Source organism: Pseudomonas sp. W5-36 (assembly GCF_046540455.1).
In the GTDB taxonomy this organism is placed as follows: Bacteria; Pseudomonadota; Gammaproteobacteria; order Pseudomonadales; family Pseudomonadaceae; genus Aquipseudomonas; species Aquipseudomonas graminis_B.
The window spans coordinates 26275-41014 of record NZ_JAXCIQ010000009.1; the positions used below are offsets into that span (position 1 = coordinate 26275).

The window sequence follows — 14740 nt, forward strand, 5'->3', positions numbered from 1 at the left end:
CCCGATGATTCGGGGCTTTTTGCGTTTGGAGGTGGGGGGCGATGGTCAGTTAGTGTGGAATGGTTGATTGCATCAGTCTAAAAGGACTGTCGCCGTCAGACTTATTTCCTGTTTTCGTATTGCCTCCTTGCAGCGTCAGCCACATCTTCATCCTCATCACTTAACAGGTTTACAAGTACTTCCAAAGGAGTCTTTTTGTTCAGAGCTATTCCACTTCTCGCCATAGGATCAGGATCTTGCGAAAGGAACGAGAACAACTCCAGCGACAGTTTTCGCTTACTTGCTATGAAATACCTGCTTTCAGGATGGGAGTCGCATAACTCTTCTGGGATCTCAAGTGGAATTATTTTTTGTGTATTACCCATTGCACGTAATCGGGATATCTCTTGATCACTTCACGCCATACAGCAAAAGGCGCTTCCTCCATGGCAGACCTGTCGTATTCAGCCTTGAGACGGCTAGCGCGTAGGGTTACAAATTCTTCGGCCGATGTAATCATGTTTTCCTTGTATATAAAACTTTTGGATGTCGATGGGCTAAGCCGTTTAACCTTAGGTTAAAAGCATTAAAGGGGTCCGTCCCATTTTAGCCCTAAAGGGGACTGGCCCCTTTAACATTTTGGAGAGGTTTGGGCTATGGCCAGTTAGGAGATATGAATGATTACCAGAATGTCTCAATTATCAGCGAAGGACAGCACGCGGTTGAGTGGCCGTCATTTAAATAGCTGTAAGACAGCGTCGGAGTATAACGTTGGATGAGTCTCGGCTGATTTGAGTACATACTCGCGTACCGTTTGGCCTTTCACCTCCGGGAATTTCGCTGCGTATTCTGGCGTAAAGGCTGGTGCATCCTTACTGGCACCGGCCTCCAGCACGGCCTTTATGCAATCGGGGTTACGACTCACCGCGCTCTCGGCCAATGGCGTTCCAATAGGCCACGGCCTCTGCTGAGGTGAAAGGGTGTCAATCGAGGTTCCTTTCTTGTGCAGCAGGGCTATGCGCTCTGCAGCCTGTGGATCTGGCTGATCCTTCAGCTCAAAAGATCGCGTGCAGACATAATGAAGGGGGGTTGAAGCAACCGAGCTGACGCCGTATGGATCGGTACCGGCTGCGATCAACAGTTTAATAACTTCAATATTTGAAGCTCCTTTACCCATCAGCGGGGAAAATCCACGAGCACTCACCAACTTGGGATCAGCGCCGTAACGCAGCAGCATCTTCACCAAAATGGGCTGGGGAAACGGCTGCGCTTCGAGTGCTGCTGTAAGTGGCGTAGTAGTACCACCTTGGGCAAAAACATTAGGATTCGCGCCCGCCTTGAGCAAACTTTCTACAATGTGTAGTTCATCCTTTGATACTTGCGGATCTTTGCCGTGCTTGAGCGCCGTTAGCAAGACGGTTTCTCCGCTGGTCTCGAAAGTTTGGTTTACATCTATCGTAAATTCGAGCAAGCGATCAACCAGATCGAGCCGTTGGTAATAGGTCGCATGCCACAGGATTTTGATGTCCGGTCGCGCGCCGCTCGCCAGCAACGAATTGACGATAGCCAAGTCTGCTGCATCCTTGGAATAAGCGTATTCCATCACCGCATCGTCTAGTTGACGGACTAGATCTTTTCCAGATTCAGTTTGCGCCATGGTTGAGCCCGAGAGTAGGGCGAAGATCAGGGCACAGGCCCTGCAGAAATTGAAGGCCAGTTTATAGGTAAGCATCTGATATCTCGTAGTGTGAAGGTTGAGGGTGTTAATTGTGTTGTGGTGGGATTTGAGCCGAGTGAATCTCCCCATCGGATCAATAGTTAAAGAAAATCGAAGAGCTGCTCCCTTTTGTTTGTGGAAATTGGAGAAGCTAGCAAATGGTTAATTTGTGAGTCAAAGGGGTCCGTCCCCTTTAACTACGTTTGCTTCTAGAGCCTTGACTAGGCGACGGTAAGCGGACGACTGGTACCCCTTCTTCAGAGAAATGCCCCTCCATTCAAATTTGTGAAAGTCCATTGTATATTTTATAGCGTTGGTCGCAGCTTTATTTAGTAGCCCCATTTCATCATAATCACTTTCCAGAGTCTCAACCTGATACCCATCTCTCTGGTTTTTATGGCTGAATCGCACTACTAGTGAATCATCGAAAATTACCGCACCGTCTTTTTTGTCATGAAAAAAATAGAACGTCAGCGGTTTGATAAGTTCAGGATAGTGTTGACTGTAGATAATATATTCCTTCAGTAAGGATGTAAGCCTAACTCCTTTCAAGACTCTGAAGCCGCTCCCTACTTGTTGGTCCTTAAAAAAATAGCGCTTGAATACCATACCTACAGATCTTGTTTTGTGAGTTACAGTGTAGAGTTGCTCAAAGAAGTGATAGTCATCGGCTTCGCCTGCTAGCTCGTAGTCGTGAGCGATAAGTTCGTCTGGTGAAAAGCTCTTGAGTCCGAATGCCTCAGGGCTTTTGATTGTGGCATCCTTTAAAAAGAGTAAGAAGATCTCGAAAAAAGATGAGTTTAATACTTTCATGATGGCTCCATTTTTTTATTTAGAGATTGGATTTGTTCTGTTGGTGTAATGTTTCTTCAAGATGCTACCTACCTCGTTTAGCTCAGTGACCCTTCCGGAGTTTGGGTTATGCGAAATTCCTGCCTGTGCAGCTTTGACCAGGCGATCCACATTTTTCGAGTCGTCAAGATAGCTGGCCACACACTTACATGCTTTGCGCCAGTGAGATTTGCTCATGTTACGTGTCGCTCTATCAGCCGGCTCAAGTATCACATGCGAGCCTTCTGTATCCGGTATCAAAGTTATATGGCCACCCTTCGGCGATAGGCCTGGTCCGTAAACATTGACGTGTACACCTCGCGCTAGGACGTCCGGTCCGGCGGTTTGTGCTTTTACTTCGTGACCCGCAAGTCCCAGAGGATCAACAAAGCCGACTGGATTGGCTGCGTACGTATAGAGGTTTAACCCCCCCGTGTAACCTATCGGGTCCCTGCTGATAAACCGCCCGACCTTTGGATCATAGTACCGATGCCGGTTGTAGTGCAGGCCGGTTTCGTGGTCGTGGTACTGGCCTTGGAATCTGATCGGGTTGGTCACGCCGACTTGTTGGGCGAACTCCGAACGGTTTTCCTGTGCTTCGCCCCACGCTTTGTATTGGGCGCTCCAGGCGGTGTTGCCGTTCTGGTCAGTGATTTCCTGCGGGGTGCCCAAGTGGTCGCATTGGTACCAGGCCAACGCAGCAATCGCCAGCGCCACCGGTTTGTAGTTCCAGAGCGGGTCTTCTTTGAAGTTGTAGCGACCCTCGTAATTGGGCTGGCTTACCAGGCGGATTGTTTCGTGGCGGATGGCCTGGGCCACCGGGACAAAGGTGCCGGGTTCGTGGATGTAGTGGACGGTGCGGCCGAGGGCGCCGGCGTATGGCGGGGGGCTGCTTTCCCAGGCGAGGTTGTCGCCGTCCCAGCCGTAGAGGGTGAAGCCGCAGCCGAGTTCGCGCTCTTTGCTGGCGTGTGCGTTTTCGTTCCAGCCTGTGCCGGCTTCGGGACGTGGCTTGTAGTGCGCTTTCGAGAATTTGTAGAGGCGGCGTCCGAGGGGGTCGTAGCCGAAGTCGCCAGTCAGGCGCGAATCTCGGAAGTGCACCAGACGATCAAATAGATCCCAGTGAAGCTCGCTGCGCAGGCCGTTGGTCCAGCGCTCAGTCTGGTTGCCGCGTTCGTCGTATTCGTAGTGGTTGCCGGCGTAGTCGCGCAGCAGGTTGTCGACGAGTTTGTTGCGGACAGGTTCGGGATCTAGAGGGCCGCGCACGGGTGCGGCGCTGTCGTTGAGCAGGTTGCTGGCCGGGTCGAAAGCGAAGGTTTCCACGCCCAGGCGGCTGGATGCATTGATTAGTCGGCTGACGGGATCATATCGATAGCTCAATTCCCCACGGCGGCTGTCGTTGATGTCGGTGAGGTGGCCGGCAGCGTCGTAGGTGTAGGCGCGTTTGATGAGGGTGGTTTTGTCGTCGGTGCGTCCTAGCAGTTGCTCGTTTAAACGCCCGGCCGGGTCCCAGCATTGGGTTTGCAGCAAGCTGTTGCCTTGATGGCGGGCGACTTCGCGATGCAAATCATCACGCTCGTAACTGAGCAGTTCGTGCTCGTCGAGCTTCATACCCAGCAAATGACCGCTGCCGTAGGTCAGCCAGCTGACGCGATGTCCGTCCGGTCTGATAGTCGCGACGCGGTGGTTAAGCGGGTCGTACTCGTGCTGCCAGACGGCGACCAGCGGTTCTATCAGGCTGGTGTAGTGCTGATGTTCGCGCAGCAGGTTGCCGGCCGGGTCGTGGAACCATTGCAGCTTGCTGACGGCGTTGGTCGCCATGACCAGATGGCCATTGCCGTCATAGGCGAAGGTTTCGCTCTGGGATGTTGCGCCCAGGGTTGCCCGGCGCTCGGTCAGGCGGCCCACGGGGTCGAAGGTCAGCGCGATGGTGCGTTGGCCGTCGATGGTCTCCGCAAGGCGGCCGGTTTCGGGATCGTACTGATAGCGGGTTGATCGCCCGTCGAAGCCGCTTTCTTGCAGCAGCCGGCCCACCGGGTCGTAGTGAAAGTGAGCGCGGCGCTCGTTTTCGTTTTCCAGCGCCACCAGCCGGCCAAGCTTGTCCCAGCGGTAACGCAGGGTTTGTTCGGCGGCATCAACGCGTTCGGCGATGAATCCCGCAGCGGTGTAGCGCCACGTCGTGCAGCGTTCCAGGCCATCGGAGTGGGCCAGCAAACGACCTTCGGCATCGCGGCTGAAGCGTTCTTCGGTTTTGTCCGGATGCTTGATCAGGACCAACTGACCGGCTTTGTATTCGTACGTCGTGCTATGCCCAGCAGGGTCGGTGAAGCGAACCATCTGGCCGCGCTCGTCGTACTCCCAGCTACTCACCTTGCCGGAGCAGTCGGTGTACTTAACGAGTTGTCCGGCGTCGTTGTAGGCCAACGCTTTTGTATTGCCGTTGGCGTCCTTGATCGCAGTAGGAAGACCAAACGAGTTGTAGGCGTATTCGGTAACGTTCTCTAGCGGATCGATCGCCTCAACCAAGTTTCCGCGAAAGTCATAGTCCCGTTTCCACAAGCCACCCTCGCCATCGCTGATCTTGAGCAGATGGCTTTTGTCGTCGTAGGCGTAGTTGATCACGCTGTGATCAGCGCGGGTGTGTTCGGTCAGGTTGCTCAGCTTGTCGTAGCGATAACGGTCGGTGCTACCGTCGGTGTGAACGTGGCGGATGATGTTCTTCGCCGCATCGCGGAAGAACCACTCGGAACGCCCGTCGGCGTGGCAAATGCGGTAGGTGTAACCCAGGCTGTCGTGGTAATGCCGGGTTTCATGACCCAAAGCGTCAGTGACGTAGGTCAGGCGGATGTTTTCATCCCATGCCAGTCGCGTGTCGAAACTGCCATCGTCGGCCCATTCGCGCACGGCCTTAGCGTTGGGGCCGGAGCCTTGCCATTGCAGGTTCAAACCACGATTGGTGCGGTCGGTGTAGCGAGTGATCAGGTGATTTTGATACTGATAACGCCAGGCCGAGCCGTTCTCGTCTTGGGCCAGAACAAGATCGCCAAAGTCATCGTATTGATAGGCGCACAATTGGCGTTTGACGTCGTGGTCACGTATTTCCCAAAGGCCGGTCAACCGCCCCTGATCATCAATCAAAGTGCCCAGGCGAAGATGGACTTTGTTTAGATCTTTCTCCGAGTAAGTCACCAACTCGGAGAGCACCAGCCGCCCAGCATGACGGTGCTCATGATGCAGCATGACCCCGGCGCCGTTGGGCAGCATCTTGTTGATCAGAACAAAGCGCTTGCCCCGCCGAACATAGGTTTCCCTATGCTCAAGCCCTCGCATCAGCAACAGCCGATCCTTGCTGAGTCGAATAACGGTCAGATTTTCAATGGCGTCGAAGTGAAAAAGTTTGACCTTTGGAAGAGGGAATTCATGACTGCGCCCATCGGCGTCATGAAACACCAAACCATCGCCGACGAGATCAAAGCGTGTCGTAAACGGCGTAATCCAGCGTGCGCCGATAACGTCCTGATCGTAGGCATCGAGGCTCGAGCAATAAGTCCGAGTCCACTCAATGGGAAACGGCCCCGGCAGACTGAAATCGGTGTGACTGACCGACTCCGAGCCCATCGCAAAACTGATGCTGTTCCGCGTCGCCGCACACGCACACTCACAAGGACACGGGCACGCACATTTCTTCCGCTCGTTAGGCCGCCCCTTCGCAGGCCGCTCATGCTGAACAGCCTCCAGCTTGCCTTCACCCGCCTGGCGCTTGGCCTGATTGGTAACGCCAGGCTTGATGTTGAAAGACTGCCCATGCCCATTGCGCGAACGCCAACTGACAACCGCGCCGGCCAGTGTCTGCAGCAACGAACCGATGGAGTTCTGAAACTCTGGATCCGCCAGACGATTTATCTGAGTCCTGAGGTCTTTGCCCATAGCACGCAACGAGTCGGCGTGACCTTGGACTTTGGTTTCCAGCGCCTCGGGCAGCAGAGTCTCGACAACGTCATTGACCTTGTCTTTGCCTGCGGCGATGTAGAGTTCGGCAACCGCAGCGAACATGTTGCCAATCGAAGCTTTGTGGTCGTACGCCCACTGATCGCGGGAAACGCTGATCAGGTGTACCGCTTCATTTAGATTGCTTTCGGCGTCAAGCTTGCCGACGACCTTCCTCGCGCCGTGGGCAACCTTGGCCACCTTCTCAAGGCCATCGGCGATCTCGATAAACACGCTTTCGCCCAGTGCCACGGCGCCATCGAGAATCCCGGGAAGCTTGCCCTGCGCCTGACGCACAAAGTCATCAAGGGTCCCGACAATGGTGGCATTGAGGTGCCCGATCAGAATCTCGATCAGCGCATCGCCCAACACAACCTTGCCCGACCGACGCATTTCCTGACGCACCAGAAACAGCATCGGACGAAGGCTCATCCGCGCTGCTGCCATGGTGGGCGGGATTGGCATCATCCCGATCAGATTAATGCCGAGGCTTACCCAATCCAGAAGCTCACGCTCCGGACTTTTCGAGAGGGTGGCGATGTCATTCAGCGCATCAACCAGCGCCATGACGTTGCCCACCACCGGCAGAAACCCGGCCGCGCTTTTGATTCGCTCGAGCGTGACAACCCCGCCACTGATCTCCTGCAGCCAGACGTCAACGTTGGCCGCACCGGCGCCAACGTCTTCTAGCTGAATCTGATCAAGCGGAACGATCGCCACTTGCGGTTCGCGTTTCTCACCACCAACGGGCAGATTTAAGGGGGTCGCCAAGGATGCTCTCCGTGCTCAAAAAACCACCCGGCGGGCGTGTTTGCCGAACCGGGGGCGACGGAGATATCAAGGGCTGTGCCAGTCACGAATTAGCCAAGTAAAATCAATGACTTAAGAGAGGAAAAAGCAGGTGTTAGCGAACGCCGCACCTAAAGACAAAGAAATAGTGCGCAATAAGTTGCGCACCCCTGTGCAACTTCTTGCTCACTCGCCTGCACGCCACAAACGACGTGGCCTCCAGCCGGTCAATCACCCCATTTCCAACAGACGGGTGCGCAACTTCCTGCGCACACCGCCAAGACAGCACCCAGCCGGTCTTCACCAGAAACACCGCATCGCGAACAAGAACACACGGCAGAAAAACGCAGCCAAAAAAAAGCCCCGAAGAATCGGGGCTTTCAGCATTCAGAGCGGCTCAGGCTTCAGCCAGTTGCTCCTCGTACTCCTTCTGATACTCACTGGCCAGCGACTCTTTCTGCTTGTCGTCCAGCAGCTTACCCGCCGACTGGAAGAACTTCTGCTCTTCTTCCTTGAGGTGGTGGTGGACTTTCTCCGACAGCTTCTTGGCCGTGGCCAGCCATGAGGGGCTGGACATATCGGTCTCGTCGAGTTCTTCCATCATTTCGTCCATTTCATGGTGCTCGGAAATGGCATGGCGGCTGAGGTCGATGCCGTTGTCGAACTGCATCAACGGGATATAAAAGAAGCGCTCTTCGGCGGTTTCATGGGCCTGCAGCTCCGCTTTCAGCTGTTTGTAGGCTTCGACGCGTTCCTTGCTGTCGCCATGGGTTTGGATCAAGGCATCGGCATAGCCGCGTTGCCGGTCATGACTTTCTCTCAGGGCTTCAAAAATATTCACGGGTGCTCCTTGGTTCGGCGACGGGCTGATGTGCTTATCCCTAGACCGCAACGGGTATTCGGCCGTTCCGTTGTACTTCGAGCCTGAACGTATTGCCCATCCCCGGCCAAGATGAAAACCCGCTCCCATACAGCCCGCCGACAGCTCTGATCGAACACTCACGGGCTGACATTCGCGACATGCTGCGTATGATGAGCCCGACGTTTTTCGCAAAAAAGGCTCACCCCCATGATGAAATTTTTCGCCGCGCTGCTGTGCATGTTCACTGGCATGGCCCACGCAGAACCTTCGCTGCTCACCGATCTTGCGCTGCCGTACGTGGCAGCGGCGCCCGCTGAATCCAAAGACAAACCCCTGATCATTTTCCTGCACGGCTACGGCAGCGACGAGCGCGACTTGCTCGATATCAAAAACGATCTCTCCCCGAGCTACACCTACCTCTCCGTGCGTGCGCCGCAGGAAGTCGACGGCGGCGGCTACAAGTGGTTCACCCAGGACACCGATCAGGCCGAATACGAAGGCGTGACCAGCGACGTCGACAAAAGCACCGATCTGCTGCGGACCTTCATCCAGCAGGCCACCGAGAAATACCAGACCCAGCCCGATAAAGTGATCCTGGTCGGCTTCAGCCAGGGCGCGATGATGAGCTACCAGATCGGCCTGCAATACCCGGAACTGGTGCACGGCATCGCGCCCTTGAGCGGCAAGATTCTCGCGTCCCTCCATTCACGGCTGAAGCCCGACGAGCGCCTGAAATCGCTGAAAGTGTTCATCGGCCACGGCTCGGCCGACACCCGCGTGGCTTACTCTGGCGCGACGGATGCCAAAGCCGTGCTGGAGAATCTGCTGATCGTTCCGGAATTTCATTCCTACGCCGGGGCAGGGCACACGATTACAACGGCTGAGGTGGCGGACTTGAAGCACTGGCTTCAGAGCCAGTTGAAGAGTAAGGCTGCTGATTGACCCAGAGGGCGCCGGCACTCACATTGATTTATTCGATTGCTATAAATATGTACCGCAAGAAGGCTGGATGCTTTCGTCATCATTTGCTGCTTTGGTACGCGGTGAATGTGGCAATGAGGAGGCAGGGAAAGGGGACTGCTCTGCGCAATCAGCTTCTCAAGTCGAAAACGCGCGAACTGGTTAATCAAACGGTCGAGAAATCCGTCTAGACCAACGCAGGGAGGTGCTCATGAACACAAGGAAACGCAGAGAAAAACTGCAGTCGATCGCTGAGTTCCGTGCCGAAGCGCGCAAGCGCGCTGTTGAAATAATCCCCTCGCAGATGCACTTTCTGCGCGGAGCGCTCGAGATTGAAAGAGACCTTGAACCCGCCGGCCCCATGGCTGGGTTCAGGGGCTGAACCTTCACAAGAAAAAACCGCCGAATCGGCGGTTTTTTCTTGGGCGGCGAGCAGCGCCTCACGCCTTTGGTCTAAGCATCCTCCGCGTGCCGTGCTCCGTTCTTCATGGCCGTGAGTTCCTCAAAAAACCCAACAACGCCAACACCGGAAACACGCTCCCCACAATGACAATCCAGACCCAGCCACCATGGTCATACAGCGCGCTCGCCACCACCGAACCAATCGCGCCGCCGATAAAGATGCTGGTCATATACAGCGCATTGAGCCGGCTGCGGCTTTTGGCGTCGAGGGCGTAAACCGCACGCTGGCCGAGGACCATGTTCATCTGCACGCAGAAATCGAGGATGACCCCGGTCACTGCCATGCCAATCACGGCGTATGCCGGTTCGATCAGGCTCGGCAGAAAGCTCAATGCGGCGAATAGCATCGCGCACAGGCTGGCGACCCGGGTGTGTCCGGCATCGGCCAGGCGGCCGGCGATGGGGGCGGCGATAGCGCCAATGGCGCCGACCAGGGCGAAGAGGGCGATCTGGCTTTGCGACAGGCCGTGATTGCCTGCCAGTTCCAGCGGCGCGGCGGTCCAGAACAGGCTGAAGGTGGCAAACATGCAGGCCTGATAGAACGCGCGCTGGCGCAGGACCGGCTGTTTGCGCAGCAGGGTCCATAATGATTTGAGCAACTGGCCATAGGTGGCAGTGTGCGTCGGCTGATGTTTGGGAATGGTGGTCGCCAGCACCACGCTGATCAGCAGCATCACCGCGGCCGCCGTGCCGAACACCGCGCGCCAGCCGAAGTGGTCGGCGATCAGACTGGCAGCGGGCCTGGCCAGCAGAATCCCCAGCAGCAGGCCGCCCATGATGCTGCCGACCACCCGCCCGCGTGTTTCTTCCGGCGCCAGGTTGGCGGCCAGTGGCACCAGAATCTGCACCGCCACCGAGCTGAAACCCACCAGCAGCGAGGCGATCAGGAACAGATTGGGCGTTTGCGCGAACGCGGCGCTGAGCAGACTGAGAATGGCGACGCCGGTGGTGACGATCATCAGGCGACGGTTTTCCAGCAAGTCGCCCAGCGGCACGAGGAAGAACAGGCCAAGGGCGTAGCCGATCTGGGTGAGCGACACGATGAAGCTGGCCAGGGTGCCGGACAGCCCGATGTCCGGCGCAATCAGGCCAATGATGGGCTGGGCGTAATACAGGTTGGCGACGATCGCGCCGCAGCAGAAGGCGAACAGCATCGCCAGGCCCTTGGTCATCGTGGCGCCGTGGATTGCGGGGGAACTGGAGGTCATGGGGATACCAGTGAGGTCGCAGGCCTGACAGAGACGGCTCTGGTACGGCGTGCAGAATAGAGTGGCGCGAGGTTAACGCTTTTTCATTGCGTTAAGAAGGGGCCGCTGGGCAATCGCGCAGCGTTGATCAGCGCGGCTTGCGGCCCGAGACCATGACTGCCCATAAGCCGGGCAGCCCCTGATAAGAGTGACGCTCCGGTCGTTCGGCCGAAACTTTTCCGCGTGCGCTCCGGTCACTGCTTACACATACCCCCTCACACCCCATCCCCCATCGGAAATACAAAATATGCCTCGGGCAATCTGGAAAGGCGCGATCAGTTTTGGGCTGGTGCATATTCCTGTGGCGCTGGTGTCGGCGACGTCCCGGCAAGGTGTCGATTTCGACTGGCTGGACAAGCGCAGCATGGACCCGGTCGGTTACAAGCGCATCAACAAGGTCTCCGGCAAGGAGATCAATAAAGAAAACATCGTCAAGGGCGTGCAGTACGAGAAGGGGCGATACGTCGTGATCAGCGAGGACGAGATTCGCTCGGCGCACCCGAAATCGACCCAGACCATCGACATTTTCGGTTTCGTCGACAGCGATCAGATTCCGCTCCAGCACATCGACACGCCTTATTTCCTGGCCCCCGACAAGCGCGGCGAAAAGGTTTACGCGCTGTTGCGCCAGTCGCTGGTCGACACCGGCAAGGTGGCGCTGGCCCATGTGGTGATTCGCACCAGTCAGCACCTGGCGGCGGTGATGCCGCTGGAATCGGCAATCGTGCTCGTGCTGCTGCGCTGGCCTTCGGAAGTGCGCGGGCTGGACAGCCTCGAACTCCCCAAGGAAGCCACCGACGTCAAGCTCAGCAAGAGCGAACTGGACATGGCCAAGCGCCTGATCAAGGACATGAGCACCGAGTGGACGCCGGACGCCGACGAGTACCGCGACACCTTCCAGGATCAGATCATGTCGCTGGTGGAAACCAAGGCCCGCGAAGGCAAGATCGAGAACGTCGAGACTGACGCCGGCGACACCGAGCGCAAGTCGGCTGATGTCATCGACCTGACCGAGCTGCTCAAGCGCAGTCTGGGCGGTCGCAGCGGCGCAGCCAAGGCACCTGCAAAAGCCAAACCGGCCAGCAAAAGCAAAGCCGAGTCCAAGGACGATGCGCCGGCAAAGCGCCGTGCACCGCCCCGGAAGAAGACCACCAAGGCCTCTTGAACGCGAGTCGTGTTGTAGCGTTAAAAGATGCAGCGTTCCAATGCGCAGAGGTTCATCGTCATGGCAAAACCTGTGAGTGAATACACCCGCAAGCGCAACTTCGATGTCACGTCCGAGCCGGCCGAAGGCGAGGGCAAGACGCGAAGCAAGAAAGGCAAGGCGCTGAGTTTCGTCATTCACAAGCACGATGCGCGCAATCTGCACTACGACTTTCGCCTTGAGCTGGAGGGCACGCTGAAAAGCTGGGCGGTGCCGAAGGGGCCGAGTCTGGACCCGAAAAACAAGCGCCTGGCGGTGCACGTTGAAGACCACCCGCTGGACTACGGCAGCTTTGAGGGCAGCATTCCCGAGGGCGAATACGGCGCCGGCGACGTGATCGTCTGGGATCGGGGCATCTGGCAGCCCCACGGCAACCCGCAGGAAACCTATAAGTCGGGCAAGCTCAAATTCACCCTGATCGGCGAAAAACTCACCGGTGACTGGGCGCTGGTACGGACCCGTTTGCCGGGCAACAGCGACAAGGAACAGTGGCTGTTGATCAAGGAAAAGGACGACGCCGTGCGCGCGGACGAAGACTACGACATCGTCGTCGACAAGCCGGAAAGCGTGGTCAGTGGCGCAATGGTGGGCGAAGGGCGCAAGCCGGCCAGGCGCGCCAAAACTAAATCGGCGGCGTCTGACCCCGCCACTGAAACCTCGGGCGGGAAGAAGCCCGCAAAAAAGCCACTGGAAAAGAAAGCCAGAGCACCGTCGCCCAAACAGAACGGCGTGCCTGCCAAACTCTCGCCGCAGTTGGCGACGCTGATGGACGCGCCCCCCGAAGGCAAATGGTTCTACGAGATCAAGTACGACGGCTACCGGATCCTGACCCGCATCATCGATGGCGAGGTGAAGTTCTTCACCCGCAACGGCAACGACTGGACCGAGCGCCTGCCGCTGCAGGCCAAGGCCATTGGCGGTCTGAAGCTGGACAGCACCTGGCTGGACGGCGAAGTCGTGGTCCTCAATGACGCCGGGTTACCGGATTTTCAGGCGTTGCAGAATGCGTTCGACATCGACCGCAGCATGGACATCATTTATTACCTGTTTGACGTGCCTTTCCTGAACGGGGAAGACCTGCGCGAGACACCCGTCGAAGACCGTCGCGCGGCGCTGAAGAAAGTCCTTGGGCGACAGAAAAAAGGCCTGCTGCGGTTCTCCGAAGCCTTCTCGGCAGGCCATCGCGACATCATCGAGAGCGCCAGTCTGATGTCCCTCGAAGGCGTCATTGGCAAGCGTGCCGGTAGCGTGTATCAGTCCAGTCGCAATGCCGACTGGATCAAGCTCAAGTGCAAGTTACGGCAGGAGTTCGTCATTGTCGGCTTCACTAAACCCCAGGGCGCGCGCAACGGTTTTGGCGCGCTGCTGTTGGCGGTGAACGAGGAGGGCGCAGGTCTGGTGTACGCCGGTCGGGTCGGCACCGGATTCAATCAGCAGATGCTCGGCGACTTGCTCGAGCAGATGAAGCCGCTGGAACAGGACACATCGCCCCTGGAGAAAAAAGTGACGAGCGCCCAGGCCCGGGGCGTGCACTGGATAAAGCCGACCTTGGTGGCGGAAGTCGAGTTCGGCGAATGGACCCGCGACGGCATCATTCGTCATTCGGCGTTTGTCTCGTTGCGCAGCGACAAGCCGGCCAGCGAAGTGGTCCACGAGCACCCGATACCGCCGAAGGACATCAAAGCGCCGTTCAAGCCCCGTGCCGCCAAGGCCTCAGCGCCCGCGAAGAAGTCCGGGGCCGGTGACAATGCTGGCGCCGAGAAATCCAGGCCGACCCGTAAGCGCGCAGGCAAGGACCGCATCGAAGTGGCCGGCGTGATGGTCAGCCATCCCGAACGGGTGATTGATGCGCAGAGCGGCCTGCACAAGATCGAGCTGGCGCAGTATTACGAGTCGGTGGCCGACTGGATTTTGCCGCACCTCGACCACCGTCCCGTGGCGCTGCTGCGTTGCCCCGAGGGCGTGGAAGGCGAGCAGTTTTTCCAGAAGCATTCCGAGCGCATGGCGATCCCCAATATCAAGCAGCTGGACCCCAAGCTCGACCCCGGCCACGCGCGGTTGATGGAGATCGACAGCGTCAAGGCACTGGTCGGCGCGGCGCAGATGGGCACCATCGAACTGCACACTTGGGGCGCGACCTACGACCAGATCGAGCTGCCGGACCACTTCGTTCTCGACCTCGACCCGGACGACCAGTTGCCTTGGCGCAGCATGATCGAAGCCACGCAACTGACGCTGTCGACCCTTGATGAGCTGGGCCTGGACGCGTACGTCAAGACCAGTGGCGGCAAGGGTATGCACATCGTCGTGCCACTGGCGCGTCGGGCCGATTGGGAGTCGGTCAAAGCCTTCGCCAAGGCGCTGGCGCAATTCATGTCGCGAGAGTTGCCGGACCGATTTACCGCCACGTCCGGGCCGAAAAACCGGGTCGGCAAGATTTTCATCGATTACCTGCGCAACAGCCGCGGCGCCAGCACCGTGGTGGCCTATTCGGCGAGGGCGCGGCCAGGGTTGCCAGTGTCGGTGCCGATCAGCCGTGACGAGCTGACTGAGGTGAAGTCCTCGGCGCAGTGGAACATCGCCAATCTGCAGCAGCGGTTGCGCAAGCTGAAGGCGGATCCGTGGGCCGGTTACAAGCACAGCCAACGCTTGACCAAACCGATGTGGAAACGCCTGGGCGCAACGCCGCCAGCTTGAGGCATCGG

10 protein-coding genes are annotated in these 14740 nt (G+C 57.5%); 4 read left to right on the forward strand and 6 right to left on the reverse strand.

Going from position 1 to position 14740, the window contains the following annotated elements:
* Window positions 1-101 precede the first annotated feature (101 nt).
* From SLW74_RS16035 to SLW74_RS16055, 5 genes are all read right to left on the reverse strand, one after another.
* Complete coding sequence (locus tag SLW74_RS16035; protein ID WP_410929470.1) at window positions 102-365, reverse strand: hypothetical protein; 264 nt, start codon at window positions 363-365, stop codon at window positions 102-104.
* 347 nt (window positions 366-712) lie between these two features.
* Entirely contained in the window at window positions 713-1711 is a 999-nt protein-coding gene (locus tag SLW74_RS16040; RefSeq protein ID WP_410929471.1) for an ankyrin repeat domain-containing protein, read from the reverse strand.
* A gap of 159 nt (window positions 1712-1870) precedes the next feature.
* Window positions 1871-2509, reverse strand: coding sequence for a hypothetical protein (locus tag SLW74_RS16045; protein WP_410929472.1), 639 nt, complete (start codon window positions 2507-2509; stop codon window positions 1871-1873).
* Window positions 2510-2524: 15 nt separating this feature from the next.
* Complete coding sequence (locus SLW74_RS16050) at window positions 2525-7282, reverse strand: RHS repeat-associated core domain-containing protein (protein WP_410929473.1); 4758 nt, start codon at window positions 7280-7282, stop codon at window positions 2525-2527.
* Window positions 7283-7697: 415 nt separating this feature from the next.
* On the reverse strand, window positions 7698-8141 hold the full coding sequence (locus SLW74_RS16055) for a hemerythrin domain-containing protein (protein WP_065989270.1): 444 nt from the start codon (window positions 8139-8141) through the stop codon (window positions 7698-7700).
* 228 nt (window positions 8142-8369) lie between these two features.
* Between SLW74_RS16055 and SLW74_RS16060 the strand changes: the two genes are divergently transcribed.
* Window positions 8370-9104 (forward strand): alpha/beta hydrolase, encoded by a 735-nt coding sequence (locus tag SLW74_RS16060; protein ID WP_410929474.1) that lies wholly within the window; start codon window positions 8370-8372, stop codon window positions 9102-9104.
* A gap of 229 nt (window positions 9105-9333) precedes the next feature.
* Window positions 9334-9504: a hypothetical protein gene (locus SLW74_RS16065; RefSeq protein WP_410929475.1), complete on the forward strand. Its 171-nt coding sequence runs from the start codon at window positions 9334-9336 to the stop codon at window positions 9502-9504.
* Window positions 9505-9607: 103 nt separating this feature from the next.
* Here SLW74_RS16065 and SLW74_RS16070 read toward each other — a convergent pair whose 3' ends face one another.
* Window positions 9608-10792: an MFS transporter gene (locus tag SLW74_RS16070; RefSeq protein WP_410929476.1), complete on the reverse strand. Its 1185-nt coding sequence runs from the start codon at window positions 10790-10792 to the stop codon at window positions 9608-9610.
* 286 nt (window positions 10793-11078) lie between these two features.
* On the opposite strand from SLW74_RS16070, the gene SLW74_RS16075 reads away from it, so the two are divergent.
* Window positions 11079-11996, forward strand: a complete 918-nt coding sequence (locus tag SLW74_RS16075) for a Ku protein (RefSeq protein WP_065989284.1) — start codon at window positions 11079-11081, stop codon at window positions 11994-11996.
* 60 nt (window positions 11997-12056) lie between these two features.
* Window positions 12057-14732, forward strand: coding sequence for a DNA ligase D (gene ligD, locus SLW74_RS16080; protein WP_410929477.1), 2676 nt, complete (start codon window positions 12057-12059; stop codon window positions 14730-14732).
* The last annotated feature ends 8 nt before the right edge of the window (window positions 14733-14740 follow it).